We start from the raw sequence: 16,905 nt of genomic DNA on the forward strand, positions 1-16,905 counted from the left end.
GGTGAACCCGCGGGCGCCTACGCCTTTTTTGGCCTGGCCGGCGCTGCCACCAGCCGCGTGCCTTCCCACTGCCCGCTGGTGCACAGGTCGCGGATCACGTCGCCGATCAGGGTGCAGATCGCGCGCTTCGCATTGGTCGTCGGCAGGTGCACCGACACGCACAGTCCCAGTGTGCGGAACATCGCGGGCGAGTCGATGCGGTGCGCCCTCAGCCGGTCCTCGCGCACTTCGCGCTGCGCCAGGCCGAGCGGCATGATCGTCGCGCCGAGCCCCGCTTCCACCGCCGCCTTCAGCGTGTAGACCGAGTTGATTTCCGCCGCCACGCGCGCGGCCGGCTGGCCCGCGGCCTCGAGCACCGCATCCACCAGCCACCGCGTGCAGTGGCCGTGCGCATTGGCCGGCCACACCAACGGACGCGCCGTGGCCTGCGCGATGCTCACGTCGCCCGGCGGCAACGCGCGCGGGTCCTGCGGCGATTCGAGAAAAACGAAATCCTCTTCGACCAGCGGCGTGAAGGCGATGTCCTCCGCGGGCATGGTGGGCGAGAAGATCGCCACGTCGACGCGCCCGCGCAGCAATTGGTCGGCCATGTTGCCGGTGAGCTCTTCATTGAGGTGGAACACCACGTCCGGGTAGCGCCTTGCGGCTGCACGCATCAGCGGCAGCGCGATCATCGGCGACACGCTCTGCGGCAGCGCGGCCACCACGGAGCCGACCACCGAATCCGCCGCCACGTGCACCGCGGCCTTCGCATCGCCGACCTGCTTGGTGATGCCCTGCGCGTATTCGTAGAACACCTTGCCCGCTTCCGTCACCGCCACGCCGTTGCGGCTTCGCAGCAGCAGCTGGGTGCCCAGTTCGGCTTCGAGCTCGGCCATCTGCTTGCTGAGCGCCGACTGCGCCACGAAGAGCTGCTGCGCCGCGCGCGAGAGGCTGCCGCAATCCACGATGGCGACGAAATACTTGAACTGGCGCAACTCCATCGGCGTGTCTCCGGCCGCCGGCTGCGGGGGTGCAGGGGCGGCCGGTCATTCTAGGACCGGGGTCCAGGCGAAGCTGCCGTCAATTCACGCAATCGAAGCTCGCCGCATCGTTCACGCCGCCGGAGCCCTTGTAGCGCGGATAGGCGGGGTACTTGCACATCGGGCGCGCCATCGTGGTGGCTCCTGCCCCATCGACCTTGCGGTGCACCAGCTTCTGCGCGGAGGCGGGCACGCCCTGCTCCACCCAGGTGGACATCGCCTTGAGCAGGTCGACCTTGTCGGGCCCCGCGCCGCCGTAGCAATGGCCCACGCCGGGCGCGAGGAACAGCTCGACCGTCTCGTCCGCCTTCTGCGCGCCAAGCGTGCTCACGACCTGCTCGTAGTAGTGCGCGTTGTCGCGCGCGCTCACTGAGGTGTCGTTGGTGCCGTTCCACATGATCAGCTTCGCGCCGCGTGCATGGAGCCTGCCCAGGTCCGGGTCGGCCGCGCTGAACATGCCGCCGATGATGCCCATGCGCGAGAGCCATTGGTCAGGGTTCCAGGTCGCGGTGTCGAAGGCCGGGTCGCGCGTGATGAACGAACGCACGAAGCCGTCGGAGAAGAGCCCCTGCACCGAGGCACCGCCCAGCGCCGCCTGCGGCCAGATGTACTCGCCCCAACCCTTGGGCGAGTTCTCGGCGCCGAAGTTGTAGCCGGTGTGCGACCAGGTGCCATCCGATGTGGTGATGGGCGAGGTGACGGTCTTTACGGTGGCGATCTGCGCGTCCGACAGGCAGCTGTCGCCGATGTCCGCGCCGCCCGCGCAGCGCAGCGGCGCTGGGTCGAAGGTGCACGCTGCGGGCTTGGAGATGATCCCGTCCGCCACGCCGTCGAGCCCGTCGCATTGCGCGAGCACGGCGTTGGCCAGCAGCGTCTGCTTGGCCGGGTTCAACGTGTTGGCGGGCACGCGCACCTGCTTGGCGATGCGGTTGAACTGCATGAAGAGGCCCATGATGTTGCCGGCCGGCGCGCGCGCCACGATGCCGTCGAAGTCATCGGGGAAGCGCTGCGCCTGCATCATCGCGTCGTGACCGCCCATCGAGCAGCCTTCGAAATAACTGCGCGTGGGCGCGGCGCCGAAGAACTGCGCGATCACCTCCTTGCCCGGCGGCAATGCGCGGTGTTCGGACTGCTGGGTGAAGTCCAGCAGCTTGACCGGATCGAGTGCGAACTCGCCCTTGAAGTAGTTGAGATCGGTGCCGCCGGGGTAGTCGTAACCGCCGTTGGTGCCGACGGTCGCGTAGCGCTCGGTGAAGATCGACTCGCTGAACTGCGCGGCGGTGGCCGTGGGCATCTGGCCGTCGAAACCGCCGCCGCCGATGAAGGCGAGCTTGCCGTTCCAGCCCGAGGTCGGCAGGCGCGCCTCGAAGCGCAACGTCGAGCCCTTGAAGCTCGCGGTCACCACGCAGTATTCGGGCTGCGGCGCCGATGCAGCGACGAGCTTCGCATCGTCGATGGCCGCGGCGCCTCCTGCCAGCGCCTGCCCCTTGAGCGTGGGGCATTTGTCGGCGAGCGACACGGCCGACGGCGGCGGTGCCGCGGGTGGCGGCGCGGCAGGAGCGGCCGGAAGCGGCAGCGGCGAGAAGCCCCCGTTGGCCCCGCCTCCGCCGCAACCGGCCGCAAACATGACAACCGCGATCGAGACCAGCGTGTGCCTGGTTGTTTTCATTTCTTATGTCTCCTGGTGGGTGTGGACAGCCTCGGCCGGGCCGATGATCTTTCCGGGGTTGAAGATGTCGTGCGGGTCCAGCGCCTGCTTGATCGCGCGCATCAGCCCGACGGTGTGCACGCCGTCTTCCTCGACGAGGTACTGCATCTTGTGCAGGCCCACGCCGTGCTCGCCGGTCGATGTGCCGCCATGGCGCAGCGCGCGCTGCACGAGGCGGTGGCTGAAGGCTTCGGCGGCTTCGTTCTCGGCTGCGCTGTTCGGATCGACCAGCACGAGGCAGTGGAAGTTGCCGTCGCCCACGTGGCCGAACACGGGCGCGAGCAGGCCGTGCTCGGCGATGTCGGCCTGCGTTTCTTCCACGCATTGCGCGAGGGCGGACAACGGCACGCAGGCATCGGTGGTGAGGCTGCGGCTGCCTGCCTTCAATTGCAGGCAGGCGAAGTAGGCGTGATGGCGCGGCGTCCACAGGCGCGAGCGCTCTTCCTGCAGATTGGCCCACTGGAACTCACCGCCGCCATGATTGGCTGCGATCTCGCGGACGATGTCCGACTGCTCGTCGATCTGCGCCTTGCTCGCGCCGAACTCGAGGAACAGCGTGGGGTTCTCGGCGAGCGCGGTGCGGCTGTGCGCATTGACCGCGCGGATGGTGAGCGCGTCCAGCATCTCGGCGCGCGCGAGCGGCACGCCCATCTGGATCGATTCGATCACGCAATCGACGGCCGCGGCCACCGTCGGAAAGTGCACCACCGCCGCCGCGTAGGCCTCGGGATGCGGATGCAGCCGCACGGTCGCTTCGGTGATGAGGCCCAGCGTGCCCTCGGAGCCGCAGTAGAGCTGCGTGAGGTTGTAGCCCGCGGAGCTCTTGCGCGCCTGCGAAGCGGTGCGCACCACGTCGCCGTTGGCTGTCACCACGGTGAGGCTCACGAGGTTGTCGCGCATCGTGCCGTAGCGCACGGTGTTCGTGCCCGAGGCGGCGGTCGCGACCATGCCGCCGATGGACGCGTCCGCCCCCGGATCGACCGAGAAGAAGAAGCCGGTCTCCTGCAGCGCGGCGTTCAGCTGCCCGCGCGTCACGCCCGCCTCCACGGTGGCCGTGAGATCGCCGGGGCGGATGGCCAGCACCTTGTTCATCTGCGAGAAATCGACGCACACGCCGCCCTCCACAGCGAGCAGGTGCCCTTCGACCGACGAGCCGACGCCGAAACCAATGAGCGGCACGCGCTCCCGTGCACAGGCCCTGACGACAAAGGCCACCTCGTCGGTGCTCTGCACGAAGACGACCGCATCGGGCGGCTGCGGCAGGTAGGCCGATTCGTCGGTGCCGTGCTGCAGCAGCACGGCCTGGCTGGTCGAGCAGCGCTCGCCGAAGCGGCGCTGCAGCAACCCGAGCAGTTCGCTCGAGGGTGCGCGGCGCTTTTTTGCGCGCGCAGGGGGACTCACAACCGCATCCATGGGGTCTTCTTTCCTGAACTCTGGGAAAGCACCGCGGGCGAATGCCGCGGTGCGGGGAACGCCTCAGCGCTTCTTCAAGGAAACGGCTTCCGGCTTGACGAAGAGCACCAGCACCGCGCCGATGACGAGCAGCGCGGCCAGCATGTGCAGGCCCGCGTCGGTGCTCTGGGTCGCGTCCTTGATCAAACCGATCATGAAAGGCGCGCTGAAGCCCGAGAGGTTGCCGAAGGAGTTGATGAAGGCAATGCCCGCCGCGGCGGCCGCGCCGCCGAGGAACGCCGTCGGCATGCCCCAGAAGATCGGCAGCGTGGCCATGATCCCCATCGTGGCGAGCGTGAGCCCGGCCATCGCATACACGGCGTTGCCATGGAAGGCCACGCTCAGCACCAGCCCGATGGCGCCGACCACCGCCGCGATGGCGCTGTGCCAGCGGTATTCGAGCCGGCGGTCGGCGCTGCGTGCCACCAGGTACATCGCCACGACGCCGAAGGCCCAGGGAATCGCGCTGACGAGGCCGATGTCCAGCGCGCCCTTCACGCCGATCGCCTTGATGATGCTCGGCAGCCAGAACGAGATGCCGTAGAGCCCCGAGACGAACGAGAAGTACACCAGCGCCAAGAGCCACACGCGGGGATTGGCGAGCACGGTGAGGATCTTTGCCTCCGACTTGCCGGCGTCTTCGGCCGCGATGTCGCGTGCGATGAGTTCGCGCTCGGCCGGCGTGAGCCATTGCGCGTCCTTCACGCGGTCGTCGAGGTAGCGCCACACAACAAAGCCCAGCGCGACGGTCGGCAGGCCTTGCAGCAGGAAGAGCCACTGCCATCCGGCCCAGCCATGGACGCCGCTCATGCCCTGCAATATCCAGCCCGAGATCGGCCCGCCCAGGATGCCCGCGAACGGAATCGCCGCGAGGAACAGCGAGGTCGCCTTGCCGCGCCGCGCGGCCGGATACCAGTAGGTGAGGTACAGGATGATCCCGGGGAAGAAGCCCGCCTCGGCCGCGCCGAGCAGGAAGCGGATCACGTAGAACGACATCGGCGAGCTCACGAACATGGTCGCGGCCGACAGGAGCCCCCAGGTGACCATGATCCGCGCGATCCAGCGGCGCGCGCCCACGCGGTGCAGCACCACGTTGCTCGGCACTTCGAAGAGGAAGTAGCCGACGAAGAAGATGCCTGCGCCCAGGCCATACACCGCCTCGCTGAACTGCAGGTCGCCCTGCATCTGCAGCTTGGCGAAGCCGACGTTCACGCGGTCCAGGTAGGCCACGATGTAGCAGAGGAACAGCAGCGGAATCAGGCGCCAGCTGACCTTGCGGTAGACCGCATCGGAGGTGCTGTCGAAGCGGCCCTCGCAGGGTTGTGTCATTGCGGGTGTGCTCATGGGGTTTTGTGTCTCGCTTTCGTTGTGGAGACGATGGTCGCGGCGCCGGCCGGCCTTGCCGCAGCGGGTTAACACGCAAGATTCATATGGATTGAAGACCTGCGTATCTCCGAACGAGATACCTGCGGGCGTTGCGCGTTCGCCGCAGAACTGTTGTCCTTGGTACTAACCCCTGAGACCACGACCCTTTCGGCTATCTATGATCGGATCGAACATGTTGTAACAATCTGGCCACGATTTGAAAGAAAGCTCCCGATGGAACTGCGCCCCCTCCCCTTGTCGCTTCGCATGGCCACCCACGGGCTCGCGGCGCTGCTGCTCACGGCCGGTGCCTCGGCCCATGCGCTCGTGATCGGCGTCACCGAAGGCGTGAGCTACCAGGTCACCGAGGCGCAGATCGCACCGCGCTTCGAGCCGATTGCCGAAGCCTTGAGCAAGGCGCTCAAGCAGCCGGTGACGATCAAGGTGCTGATCTCGTACAACGTGGCGCGCGAGGCGCTGAAGAAGAAAGAGGTGGACCTGGTGTTCATCCACCCGGCGCACGTCGCGCTCGAAGCGGTGAAGTCGGGCAACTACAAGGCACTGGCCTTCACCGCGGGCTACACCGACTACAAGGTCTCGTTCCTGTGCAAGCAGGCCCAGCCCATCTCCGACTGGAAGACGGTCGCAGGCAAGAACCTGGTGCTGCCCGAAGTGGACTCGATCACCTCGGTGATCACTCGCGCGATGCTGCGCGAGCACGGCGTTGCGGAGTCCGCGGTCAAGGTGACCAACACGCGCTTCCAGGAGGCCGTGCCCTTCTACGTGACCAACGGCTTTGCCGCCTACGGCGCGACCGCGTCGGCCGGCGTGATCAAGACCTGGACCGACGGCGGGGGCAAGGTCTGCGCGGAATCGCGCGGCGTGCCGATCAAGCAGTGGCTCGTGTCCACCAAGACCGATGCCGCCACCGCGGCCACCGTGCGCGAGACGCTGCTCGGCCTCAGCCAGAGCGATGCCGGCAAGCGCGCGCTCGCCGCCTCGAACTACTCGGGGTTCGTCGCCCCCACGAACGACTCGGAAGCGGACCTGATGCGCTGGCTGGGCATCTGAAGCCCGGCATCTGAAAAACGACGGGCGGGGGCAGAATCCCCCGCTTGCGTTTTTTCAGGAACACCCATGACCGATCTCTCGAACTTCCTCATCACGAAGAAATGGCCCGCCCAGCACCCTGAACGCCTGCAGCTGTATTCGCTGCCCACGCCCAACGGCGTGAAGGTGTCGATCATGCTGGAGGAAACCGGCCTCGCCTACGAGCCGCACCTGGTGAGCTTCGAGACGCAGGACCAGATGTCGCCGGAGTTCCTGTCGCTCAATCCGAACAACAAGATCCCGGCGATCCTCGATCCCGATGGCCCCGGCGGCAAGCCGCTCGCGCTGTTCGAGTCGGGCGCGATCCTCATCTACCTGGCCGAGAAGACCGGCAAGTTCATGCCGAAGGATGCCGCGGGCCGCTACGAAACCATCCAGTGGGTGATGTTCCAGATGGGCGGCATCGGGCCGATGTTCGGCCAGCTCGGCTTCTTCAACAAGTTCGCCGGCAAGGACTACGAGGACAAGCGCCCGCGCGACCGCTACGTGGCCGAATCGAAGCGCCTGCTCGGCGTGCTCGACAAGCACCTGGCGAACCGCGCGTGGATCATGGGCGATGACTACAGCATCGCCGACATCGCGTCGTTTCCTTGGATCCGCAACCTGATCGGCTTCTATGAAGCGGGCGATCTGGTGGGGTTCAGCGAGTTCAAGAACGTGGCGCGCGTGCTTGAAGCTTTTGTGGCACGGCCTGCGGTCGTGAAGGGCCTGAACATCCCCAAGCGGGGCTGAGGTCCGAGCCGCACCAGCCGGCTACTGCAAGTCGGCGACGCGGCGCTGCGCCTCCTCGAGCACGGGCTTGACCAGCGCCGCGCCGGTGAGGGCCCACAGCGTGAGTGCCTCGTCCAGCGCACGCACATGCCCCGGATCCTCGGCAAGCCAATGGACGAGCTGGCTTGCGCGTTCGGGCGAAGGCCTGTCGTGCAACCGGCAGAACAGCGTCCAGGCTGTGTCGAAGTCGGTCTCTGCGGAAACGTGGGTTCTGGAAGTCATCCTCGACTGCCTTTGATGGATGCGCGGGTTCTGTGTCTCCGGCATCCGCACGGATGACCAGCGGCCGACTTGACTAGAGCTGGACGGCCTGAGCCTCTTCCCGCACGGCATTGCTGCTGCGCGCACGCGGCTGGGCCGCGAGCAGCGCGTTGCCGATCTCCCCGGTGCGCACGGACGTCACCGAGAGCAGCGTGTCGCTCAATCCATGGCTGTCCTCGCAGGCTCCTTGCAGGAAGACGCCCGGATGAAAGTCCGGCGCGGCCTGCAGGCGGTAGTAGCGATCGACCGAGAAGTCGCCCAGGTAGGGCGCGACCGGCTTCAACAGGTCCTTGTGCTGCTCGCGCGCATAGCCGGTGGCGAGCACCACCGCGTCGTAGCGCACCGTGCTCTCGCGCTGCGCATCCTGGTCGTGCAGCGTGAGATGGATGCCGTCGGAGGCGGCACGGACCGCGCGCACATCATGCTGACGCAGCATGCGCAGGCGATTGCCGCGCGCGACCTTCTGCTGATAGAAGACGCCGAAGATCTGCTGGATCAGGTCGAGATCGGCCACCGCATAGTTGGTCTGCGAGAACTCGTCGAGCAGCGCGGCGCGTTCGTCGCTCGCCCGGCTGTACATGTAGTCGGTGAAGTCGACGTTGAAGACTTCGTTGACGAACGGGCTGTCGTCCGACGGGCGGATGGAGCGCGCCCGCATGACGAGGTCGACCTGCGGCTGGTTCGGCCGGCCCTGCAGGTCCATGAAGATCTCCGCCGCGCTCTGGCCGGCACCGATGATCGCGACACGGCGCGCATCGGCATGGCGCGCGATGTCCTTGAGGTAGGTGCTCGAGTGAAACACGCGCCCGTCCCCGCGCAGCGCCCGGAAGGCCTCGGGCACGTTGGGCGTGCCGCCGATGCTCACCACGAGGTTGCGCGCGAGCCGCTCCCGCACCCGGCCATCGGCGCCGCGCGAGCACACGCGCAGCAGCGAGACTTCGCCGCCCTGCTTCTCGGGCAGCACCTCGAACACCTCCTCGCCGTAGGCGCAGGAATCCTCGAACTGACTCGCGGCCCAGCCCAGGTAGTCGTTGAACTCGTGGCGGCTGGGGAAGAAGCTCTTGAGGTTGATGAAGTCCGGCAGCCGGCCCTGCTCGTGCAGGTAGTTGATGAAAGTGAATCGGCTGGTCGGATTGCGCAGCGTTGCGAGGTCCTTCAGGAAGGAGATCTGCATGTGCGCCTGTTCCAGCAGCATGTGCGGGTGCCAGGCGAAGCTGGGCTGCCGCTCGATGAACAGGGCGTCCAGCGGCTTGCCGCCGTGGCGTTTTTCCTCGAGCGCGATGGCCAGTGCGACGTTCGAAGGGCCGAATCCGACGCCGATCAGGTCATGGATGTGTTGCATGGGCTGTCAACTCCTCAGTGTGTGGATGCAGGCGAAAAAAATGCGGGCCTTCATGCGGCAAGGCTCGCCGGCGCGCGGACCCGGTCTTCCGCGATGCGGCCGGCCTTCATGGTGATGACGCGGTCGGCCAGATGGAAATAGCGGTCGTCGTGCGAGATGACCACCAGCAGATGGCCCTTGGCGCGCAGCTCGGGGAGCAGCTCGGTATAGAAGAGATGGCGGAAGGTCGGGTCCTGGTCCGCGGCCCATTCGTCGAACACCAGCACCGGACGGCCTTCGAGATAGGCATGCACCAGCGCCAGGCGCTTGCGCTGGCCGGTCGACAGGTCCACGGTGCTGAAGGAACCGTCCTTGACGCTCACCTTGTGGGCGATTTCCAGGCGTTGCAGGTAAGGCAGCGCCGCCTGCGGCAGGGATTGCCCGCCGATTTCGCCCTTCTCGCCTTTCCTGGCGGCCAGGTCCTCGAACAGGTAGAAGTCGGAGAACACGGTCGTGAAGAGCTGGCGGTAGTCGTCGCGCGTCTCGGGCGTCACAGCCTGGCCGTCGAGCAGCACCTGGCCACCCTGAGGCGCGTAGAGGCCGAGCAACAGCTTGATCATGGTGGTCTTGCCCGAGCCGTTGTCACCGACCACGAACACCATTTCGCCGCGGCGCAGCTGCAGGTCGATGGGGCCGAGCACGAAGGGCTCGCTGCCTTCGGGCGCATCGAAGGCGTAGCGCACGCCGCGCATGCCGATGCCCTCTTCCAACTTCGCGCCACCCTCGGGACGCTCCAGGTGCAGGTGGGGCTCGGGCGTCGCGAAGCGCGCCGAGAGATCGGCGATGCGCTGGAACGCCACCTTGGCGCGGCCGACGTTCGGCAGCGCACCGGCGATCATGTCGATCGGCCCCTTCAGGAACAGCAGCACCAGCACGAAGCCGCTGAGCACCACCGGCTCGGTGGCGCGGAATGCGGCCCAGCCGAGGATCATGGCGATCAGGAGAAAGAACAGGGCCGAGCCGAAGGCCGTGGCCATCACGTAGGTGTTGATCGCGCGGCTGTTGACGGTACGGATGTTGTCGACGATGCGCTCGACCTGGTCGCCGAACATGCGCGTGCGGCGGTCGCGGTGCATGCGCAACTCCTTCGCACCTTCGCTGATCGCGCGGTAAGCCTTGTGCAGCTGATCTTCGTGCTCCCGCGCTTTCCAGAAGCCGGCGCTGCCGCGTGTCTGGGCAACGACCTGGATCGTCGCGCCGATTGCGAGCGCAACCACCAGCAGGCCAAAGAGCGGCAGCGACAGCCAGGCCAGGTAGCCAAGGCAACCCAGCGCGACGGCCACGGCGATCAAGGTGGACGAGAGCACGAAGGCGACGTCGCTGATCATGTCCACGTCCTGCGACAGCACGGGCATCAGGCGGTGGGTGCGGTAGCGCTCGAGCGCATCGATGGGCGCCGAGAGGATCTTCTGCGCCAGGCTCTTGCGCACCTGGGCCACCAGGCGCTGGCCGACGAAATTGGTCGAGACGTCCGAGGCCATGCGGCCGAACAGCGCGACCAGGCACAACCCGATGAAGGTCAGCAGCAGGCCGCCCGCCATGCCGCCCTCCTGGTTGAGCACCAGGTTGATGGTGCGCAGCAGCGCCACGGTGGCCGCGCCTGCGCACACGCCGGTGACCAGCGACAGCACGATCCACGGAAGGAAGGGTTTGAGCAGCTGCGAGATTTCCGCGCCGCTGCCTTCACGGCTTTCACTGCCAGGGGTCGATGTCATGCAAACTCTTTCCGCCCATCGGGGCGACGAAGGGCCCGCGACGGGACCCGAAAACGGCTGATAGCCATCCGGCCCGGCGGGCAGGAGGCGGGCGGCACGAGGCCACCTTCTGCATTGACGTTCGGGCTCGGCCGATGTTCATCGGCATTCGCCGCGATGAACATGCGCGGCGCGAAAACGTCTTGCAGGCATGCACCCCGAGCACCGCCGCGCCCTTCCGTGATCGCCCTGCTGGAGCCCATCTTCCGAGGCGAACTGGCGCCGCTCGGCGAACGTCTGGTGTGCGCGCCGGAGCTTCCTTCGGGGGCGCTGCGCGTGTCGGAGCTGGTGGCGTCCGGCGCACTGCTGGCCGAGGTGCTGAACCGGCATGCGGCCGTGCATCGCGCGACGGACGGCGACCTGCGCGCCGTCGCCTCGGCCTGGAGCCTCGAATATCTTTCCGTGCTGTTGCCGCCACTGGTGGCGGGCGCCAGCGTGTTCCACCACGGCTTCCCGGCCGCGGCATCGCAGATGTGGGTGCAGTTCGACGGCCGCGGCGAGCCCGTGAGCTTTCACATCCGCGAACTGGGCGCGTCGATGCACGGCGCCGACACCGCGCAGCGCTATGCACCGCTGCTCCGGCAGCACCTGTCGCCGCTGTTCTCGGCCATTGCCAGGCTAACGCGGATCGCGCCGAAGATCCTCTGGGGAAATGCCGCGCGGATTCTCGAGCCGATCCTCGATCAGGGCGTGACGCTCACCGGCGGCTCGGCGCCGTTCATGCAGGACCGCGAGCACCTGCTGCACAGCGCCGCCTGGGCACCAGGGACGGCCAATCCGCTGCACGGGCGCCAGCGCGAAATCACCCGGTGGCAGAACGGCCGCGCGGTGCCGGTCAAGTTGCACCGCCAGTGCTGCCTCAACCACCTGTTGCCCGACGAAGGCTACTGCAGCATCTGCCCGCTGGCGCCGCAGCACAGGTGAACAGATCGCGCCGCGTTTCGTCTCCTCAGGAGGCGGCGCGGGGAAGCACGGGAAAGTGCGCGTCTGAATGGCGTCGGCCCGCCCCTGTTCAACATCACCCATCTACACGGACACACCATGCCCAAGGCCAAGCTCGTCTACATCATGTCCTTGCGAAACGCCGCCGCCGACAAGGCCGGCCAGAACGTCGACTACAAGGGCGCGCCGCGCTACATGAAGTCGCCGCTCGAGTACCTGGCCGAGGCGCTCGACACCACGCCGCTGGGCGACGCGTATTCGCTCGAAGGCATCGTCTACGACGACGACGCGCAGTCGCCGCGCGACCAGGCGGCCCTTGCGGACTACGGGTTCGCCTGGCATCCGGAGCGCAAATGGATCTTTCCCGCGGAACTGCGCGCGCAGGGCAAGCTGCTTCGGGACATGCTGCATCCCGTGCCCTCGGCGTACCGCCGGATGCCGCTGGCTGCGCCCGGGCGCGTGGCGGGCAAAAGCGCCTTCGAACGCGCGCTGCTCGACAAGCTGCTCACGCTGCGCGCCGACATCGTGCTGCTCGACGGACTGCTGGTCATCCTCGATGAGCTGGTGCGGCCCGGCAGTCATTACTACCGGAAGATCGTCAACATCCACCCGGGCATCACGCGGCTCGAGTCGCCCTTCCAGCGCCGCGGGGCCTACGCCACGCTCGATGCGCTGCACGGTGCGCAGGGCCACAAGGTGGTCGACTGGGCCGCGATGACGAAGGTGAAAGTGCCGGTGGTCGACCGGACCGGCGCCTCGCTGCATTACGTGGACAACGGCATCGATTCGGGCGAAGTCATCTTCGACGTGCTCGACACGCCCATCGATCCGGAGGACACGATCCTCGAATTGCGCTGGAACAATTTCAACCGGAGCCTCTTCCCGGCCATGCATCAAGGCATGTCGTTGCTGGCGCCCCACGTCCTGGGCCCGCAAACCCGCCAGGCGCACTTTTTGGAAGATGCCTCGGCTTGAGATGCGAACAATTCTCATTAAAATCCAGCCGCTCTTAATACTTTCAAAGTCCTTTCATGCAACTCCCTTTCCTCCCCCGCCAACGCCTGCTGCATGCCTCGCTCGCGGCAGCCTTCGGCACCACCGCTGCGCTCTGGAGCGTCGGCAGCCACGCCCAGACGTCCGCTCCCGCGGCGGCAGCCGCGGACGGCAATCCCGCCAGCGCCACGCTGCCGGCGGTGACGGTGAATGCCGAGTCGGAGGAAAGCGCCACCAGCCACGTGGACGGCTATGTGGCCAAGCGCAGCAGCACGGGCACCAAGACCGATACGCCCATCATCGAGACGCCGCAGTCGATTTCCGTCGTCACTTCCGACCGCATGCAGGCCACCGGCTCCACCACGCTCAAGGATGCGCTGAGCTACTCGCCCGGCGTGGCCATCACGACGTTCGGCGCCGATTCGCGCTACGACTGGCTCACGCTGCGCGGCTTCGATGCCTATGCGCCGGGCTTCTACCTGGATGGCCTGCCGCTGCGCAACAACGGCAACTGGGGTGTGTGGCGCACCCAGAACTACGGTGCCGAGCGCATCGAGCTGCTGCGCGGCCCCGCGTCGGTCCTGTATGGCGCGAGCGGCCCGGGCGGCGTGGTCAATGTCGTGAGCAAGCGCCCGACGGCCGAACCCTTGCATGAGCTCCAGATGCAGATCGGCGACCACAACCGCAAGCAGATCGCCGGCGATTTCTCGGGTCCGCTGGACGCCGATGGCAAGGTGCTCTACCGCGTGGTCGGCCTGATCCGCGACGGCGACCTGCCCGCCGGCAAGATGCCCGACCGCCGCTCGTACTTCGCGCCCTCGATCACCTGGCGCCCCTCGGGCGACACCAAGCTGACGGTGCACGCCGAAATCGACCGCACGCGCGCCGGCGTCTACAACCGCATCCAGCCGCAGGTCGGCTCGCTGATTCCGACCGCGATCGGCACCCGCCTTTTGCCATCGCTGGCGACCGGGGACGCCAACTACGACCACTTCAACAGCGACCAGTGGCTGGTGGGCTACGAGTTCGAGCACCGCGTGAACGACACCGTCACCGTGCGCCAGAACGCGCGCTACGGCGAGCTGAAGGTCGACTACGCTGGTGTCTGGCCGTTGCGCCGCCTCACCACCGTGGACGCGCGCAATCCGCTCGACCCGCTGAACTTCATGTTCCTGGGCCGCTACCCCACCGGCAGCCGCGAGCGCGTCACCTCCTTCAGCATCGACAACCAGGTGCAGGCCGATCTGCGCTCGGGCGACTGGCAGCACAAGGTGCTGGTCGGCCTGGACTACCAGCGCAACCGCATCGACCAGTACAGCTTTTCCACCGGCACCGCACCGACGATCAACGTCTATGCACCCGTGTACGTCGGTCCGATCAAGGAAGGCGCACCGTGGATGAACGCCGACACGCGGCTGACCCAGACCGGCCTGTACCTCCAGGACCAGATCAAGTGGGGCGACCGCTGGGCGCTCACGCTGGGCGGCCGCTACGACAGCGGCGACAGCGACGTGTTCGACCGCCTGACGGCCAAGAGCACGGGCATCTCGCAGCACAAGTTCACCAAGCGTGCGGGCCTCGTCTACCTGGCGCCGAACGGCGTGGCGCCTTACCTCAGCTACACCGAGTCGTTCTCGCCGACCGGCAGGCTCGACCCGGTCAGCCGCCAGCCGTTCAAGCCCGAGACGGGCAAGCAGTACGAAGCGGGCATCCGCTACCAGCCGCCGGGCACCAAGCAGAGCTACAGCGCGGCGATCTTCGACCTGCGCCGCCAGAACTACATCTCGAACGACGCGAACTTCATTCCCAGGCAGACCGGTGAAATCCAGGTCCGCGGCCTGGAGCTCGAAGCCACTGCCGAACTCACCTCGCGCGTGAACCTCACCGCGTCCTATGGCTACACGCCGCGCGCCATCGTCACGGCCAGCGCCAATCCGGCCGAGATCGGCAAGCAGGCCAATGCGGTGCCGCGTCACCGGTTCGCGGTCTGGGCCGACTACCGCTTCACCAACGGTGTGAAGGTGGGCCTGGGTGCGCGCTACACCGGCTCGAACTACGGCGACGGCGAGAAGGTTGCGCCGTACAAGGTGCCTGCCTCCACGGTGTTCGACGCCATGATCGGCTACGACTTCGAACGCTGGAGCCTGGCGCTGAACCTGCGCAATCTGACCAACAAGGACTTCATCGCCAACTGCGACCAGTTCGGCAAGTGCTACTACGGCGCGCCACGCTCGATCGTGGCGACGGCCGCGTACCGCTGGTAAGCAGGCAAGGCTCCTAAGGCGCGAATGCGCCTTGAGTGAACCCACTAGTAGAAAGGGCCCGGCGCATTCAATGCGCCGGGCCCTTTTTCCATTCCGCCAGCCGGCGGGTGGACCAACCAATCAGCCGATCAGGAGTGGCCGCATCGCGCTGCCAGGTCCGCAAGACTGTCGGCCTTCATCACATCCGCCAAGCCCAGCGGGCCGCCGCCCGGCACCTGCTCCCGCAGGCCGAGCAGCAACTTGAGGCTCAACAGCGAATCCCCGCCCAGCTGGAAAAAGCTGTCATGGCGGCCCACTCGCCGCACGCCCAACAACCGGACCCAGAGCGCAGCCAGCGCCTGCTCCGACTCACCCCGCGGCGCCTCGTAGGCCTTGCGGCCGGCCGCCACCGCCTGCGGCAACATGGCAGCAGCCGGCCCGGCCTGCGACCCTGTCCTTTCGCCGAGTTCCAGTGCAGGCCGCTGCGGCTGCACGGCGAGGGCTTCGACGAGCTCGGCAACGGCCGCCCGCATGTGCTCGCAGACGCGGGCGGCGCCCACCGATCGGCTGACCTGCGCCGTCAGCGCAAAGCCGTCACCAAAATCGCTCACGGACACGCCCACCGGGTAGTTGCTGCGCTCCTGGCCCGAGACGAACTCGATGCCGTCCCACGCGGAGGCGGACTCCGGCGAGCGGCGGGGGCTGTGCCGGTAGTTCAGCAGCGAGGAGAACAGCGGCGCGCCCTTCGGCAGCGCACTGCAGCGCTGCGCGAGCGACAGGCTGGCGTGTTCGTGGTGCATCAACTGCGCCAATGCCGCATGCGTTTCCTGCACGCATTGCGCCACGCCGAGCGCACCCAGCTTGATGCGCACCGGCAGCATGTTCATGCACAGGCCCATGGCCCGCGCGGCACCGTCGCCGGCCTGCATGCGGCCGAACAGCACCGTGCCGAACACGAGGTCGTCCTGTCCGGTGGCCTTGGCCAGCACCAGCGCCCAGGCCAGGTGGAACAGCGTTGCCGGGCTCACGCCATGGCGCTGCGCCTGCTGCCGCAACCGCGACGCCAGCGTGGCATCGATCGGAAGCTGCGCGTCGTCGACATCGGAGCCGTCGCATTGCACATCGGTCAGGCCGAAAGGCATGGTGGGCTGTGCCACGTCGCCCAGCATGCGGGTGAAGAACGCTTCGTGCTCGGCCTGTTCCACGCCCAGCCGGGCATGGGCCACGAAACGACGGAACGGCACGGGCGCCGGCAGCGCGACATCCGGGTTTTGCTGGATCGAGGTGATCTCGTCCATCAGCAGTTCCAACGTCGTGTGGTCCGAAATGAGGTGATGGCTGGGTAACTGCAGGAGCCATCGCTGCTGCGCCGCATCGTGCGCCGCCACCGCATCGATCATCGGCGCGCGCCGCACGTCGATGCGGTAGCCGGTGGGATCGACATGGGCGTTGAGCCGCTCGGCCACGCTGGCGCCTGCCGATGCGGCATCGCCTTCGAGCCACTGCAGCGTCAGCCGTGCCTCCCGGCACACGACCTGCACAGGTTCCCGAAGCCCCTCCCACACGATCGCGGTGCGAAGGATGTCGTGCCGCGCGATCACCTGGTTGAAGCTCTCGATGAAACGCTTCAGCCGATCCCGGCTGTCGAAGCTCATCAGCAACGGATAGACATACACGTCGCCTTGCGCCTGCATGAGGTGATGGAACAGGATGCCCTCCTGCAGCGGCGCCAGCGGATAGATGTCCTGGATGTTGGCCCCCCCCCTCGGCACCGCGGCCTCGATGCGGCGCAGCTCCTCTTCGCTCAGCGCCACCAGCGTCACCATCTCCGGGCGGATCGCCTCGCAACCTTCCGCCGGAATCCCGTTGTCCGGCACCTGCACCTCGGGGCGGCCCGCGTCCT

Annotated in this window: 13 protein-coding genes; 5 read left to right on the forward strand and 8 right to left on the reverse strand. The window is 67.2% G+C overall.

Going from position 1 to position 16,905, the window contains the following annotated elements:
• Positions 1–17: 17 nt before the first annotated feature.
• The 4 genes from M2282_RS05120 to M2282_RS05135 form a co-directional block, all read right to left on the reverse strand.
• Positions 18–983: a LysR substrate-binding domain-containing protein gene (locus M2282_RS05120; protein ID WP_280807679.1), complete on the reverse strand. Its 966-nt coding sequence runs from the start codon at positions 981–983 to the stop codon at positions 18–20.
• A gap of 79 nt (positions 984–1,062) precedes the next feature.
• The gene (locus tag M2282_RS05125) at positions 1,063–2,691 is read right to left on the reverse strand and encodes a tannase/feruloyl esterase family alpha/beta hydrolase (RefSeq protein WP_280807680.1); all 1,629 of its coding nucleotides are present in this window, start codon (positions 2,689–2,691) and stop codon (positions 1,063–1,065) included.
• Between the two features lie 3 nt (positions 2,692–2,694).
• On the reverse strand, positions 2,695–4,143 hold the full coding sequence (locus M2282_RS05130; RefSeq protein ID WP_280807681.1) for an FAD-binding oxidoreductase: 1,449 nt from the start codon (positions 4,141–4,143) through the stop codon (positions 2,695–2,697).
• Between the two features lie 63 nt (positions 4,144–4,206).
• Entirely contained in the window at positions 4,207–5,526 is a 1,320-nt protein-coding gene (locus M2282_RS05135) for an MFS transporter (RefSeq protein WP_280807682.1), read from the reverse strand.
• A gap of 255 nt (positions 5,527–5,781) precedes the next feature.
• Here M2282_RS05135 and M2282_RS05140 point away from each other — a divergent pair, with 255 nt between their 5' ends.
• Together M2282_RS05140 and M2282_RS05145 are read left to right on the forward strand one after the other, a co-directional pair.
• A complete protein-coding gene (locus M2282_RS05140; RefSeq protein ID WP_280807683.1) occupies positions 5,782–6,618 on the forward strand; it encodes a phosphate/phosphite/phosphonate ABC transporter substrate-binding protein in 837 nt (278 codons plus the stop codon).
• Positions 6,619–6,684: 66 nt separating this feature from the next.
• Positions 6,685–7,389: a glutathione S-transferase N-terminal domain-containing protein gene (locus M2282_RS05145; RefSeq protein ID WP_280807684.1), complete on the forward strand. Its 705-nt coding sequence runs from the start codon at positions 6,685–6,687 to the stop codon at positions 7,387–7,389.
• 21 nt (positions 7,390–7,410) lie between these two features.
• On the opposite strand, the gene M2282_RS05150 is transcribed toward M2282_RS05145, so the two are convergent.
• The 3 genes from M2282_RS05150 to M2282_RS05160 all read right to left on the reverse strand — a co-directional run bounded on the left by M2282_RS05150 (position 7,411) and on the right by M2282_RS05160 (position 10,785).
• Complete coding sequence (locus tag M2282_RS05150) at positions 7,411–7,650, reverse strand: hypothetical protein (RefSeq protein WP_280807685.1); 240 nt, start codon at positions 7,648–7,650, stop codon at positions 7,411–7,413.
• Between the two features lie 73 nt (positions 7,651–7,723).
• Positions 7,724–9,031, reverse strand: a complete 1,308-nt coding sequence (locus M2282_RS05155) for a lysine N(6)-hydroxylase/L-ornithine N(5)-oxygenase family protein (protein ID WP_280807686.1) — start codon at positions 9,029–9,031, stop codon at positions 7,724–7,726.
• A gap of 50 nt (positions 9,032–9,081) precedes the next feature.
• Positions 9,082–10,785 carry a cyclic peptide export ABC transporter gene (locus M2282_RS05160; RefSeq protein ID WP_280807687.1) on the reverse strand — a complete coding sequence of 568 codons (1,704 nt, stop codon included), beginning with the start codon at positions 10,783–10,785 and terminating at the stop codon, positions 9,082–9,084.
• Positions 10,786–11,004: 219 nt separating this feature from the next.
• Here M2282_RS05160 and fhuF point away from each other — a divergent pair, with 219 nt between their 5' ends.
• From fhuF to M2282_RS05175, 3 genes are all read left to right on the forward strand, one after another.
• Positions 11,005–11,748, forward strand: coding sequence for a siderophore-iron reductase FhuF (gene fhuF, locus M2282_RS05165; RefSeq protein WP_280807688.1), 744 nt, complete (start codon positions 11,005–11,007; stop codon positions 11,746–11,748).
• A 117-nt stretch (positions 11,749–11,865) separates the two neighbouring features.
• Entirely contained in the window at positions 11,866–12,741 is an 876-nt protein-coding gene (locus tag M2282_RS05170) for a formyltransferase family protein (protein WP_280807689.1), read from the forward strand.
• A gap of 56 nt (positions 12,742–12,797) precedes the next feature.
• Positions 12,798–15,023 (forward strand): TonB-dependent siderophore receptor, encoded by a 2,226-nt coding sequence (locus M2282_RS05175; protein WP_280807690.1) that lies wholly within the window; start codon positions 12,798–12,800, stop codon positions 15,021–15,023.
• A gap of 128 nt (positions 15,024–15,151) precedes the next feature.
• Here the strand turns inward: M2282_RS05175 and M2282_RS05180 are convergent.
• On the reverse strand, positions 15,152–16,905 hold a 1,754-nt coding region (locus M2282_RS05180; protein WP_280807692.1), incomplete at its 5' end, for a condensation domain-containing protein.

It is taken from the genome of Variovorax boronicumulans (genome assembly GCF_029892485.1).
Taxonomy (GTDB): Bacteria; Pseudomonadota; Gammaproteobacteria; order Burkholderiales; family Burkholderiaceae_C; genus Variovorax; species Variovorax boronicumulans_B.

Coding starts and splice junctions, on each gene's coding strand:
- M2282_RS05155 (WP_280807686.1), bottom strand. CDS start 9,031: ATGCAACACATCCATGACCTGATCGGCGTCGGATTCGGCCCTTCGAAC.
- M2282_RS05160 (WP_280807687.1), bottom strand. CDS start 10,785: ATGACATCGACCCCTGGCAGTGAAAGCCGTGAAGGCAGCGGCGCGGAA.
- M2282_RS05125 (WP_280807680.1), bottom strand. CDS start 2,691: ATGAAAACAACCAGGCACACGCTGGTCTCGATCGCGGTTGTCATGTTT.
- M2282_RS05135 (WP_280807682.1), bottom strand. CDS start 5,526: ATGAGCACACCCGCAATGACACAACCCTGCGAGGGCCGCTTCGACAGC.
- M2282_RS05130 (WP_280807681.1), bottom strand. CDS start 4,143: ATGGATGCGGTTGTGAGTCCCCCTGCGCGCGCAAAAAAGCGCCGCGCA.
- M2282_RS05150 (WP_280807685.1), bottom strand. CDS start 7,650: ATGACTTCCAGAACCCACGTTTCCGCAGAGACCGACTTCGACACAGCC.
- M2282_RS05170 (WP_280807689.1), top strand. CDS start 11,866: ATGCCCAAGGCCAAGCTCGTCTACATCATGTCCTTGCGAAACGCCGCC.
- M2282_RS05140 (WP_280807683.1), top strand. CDS start 5,782: ATGGAACTGCGCCCCCTCCCCTTGTCGCTTCGCATGGCCACCCACGGG.
- M2282_RS05175 (WP_280807690.1), top strand. CDS start 12,798: ATGCAACTCCCTTTCCTCCCCCGCCAACGCCTGCTGCATGCCTCGCTC.
- M2282_RS05120 (WP_280807679.1), bottom strand. CDS start 983: ATGGAGTTGCGCCAGTTCAAGTATTTCGTCGCCATCGTGGATTGCGGC.
- M2282_RS05145 (WP_280807684.1), top strand. CDS start 6,685: ATGACCGATCTCTCGAACTTCCTCATCACGAAGAAATGGCCCGCCCAG.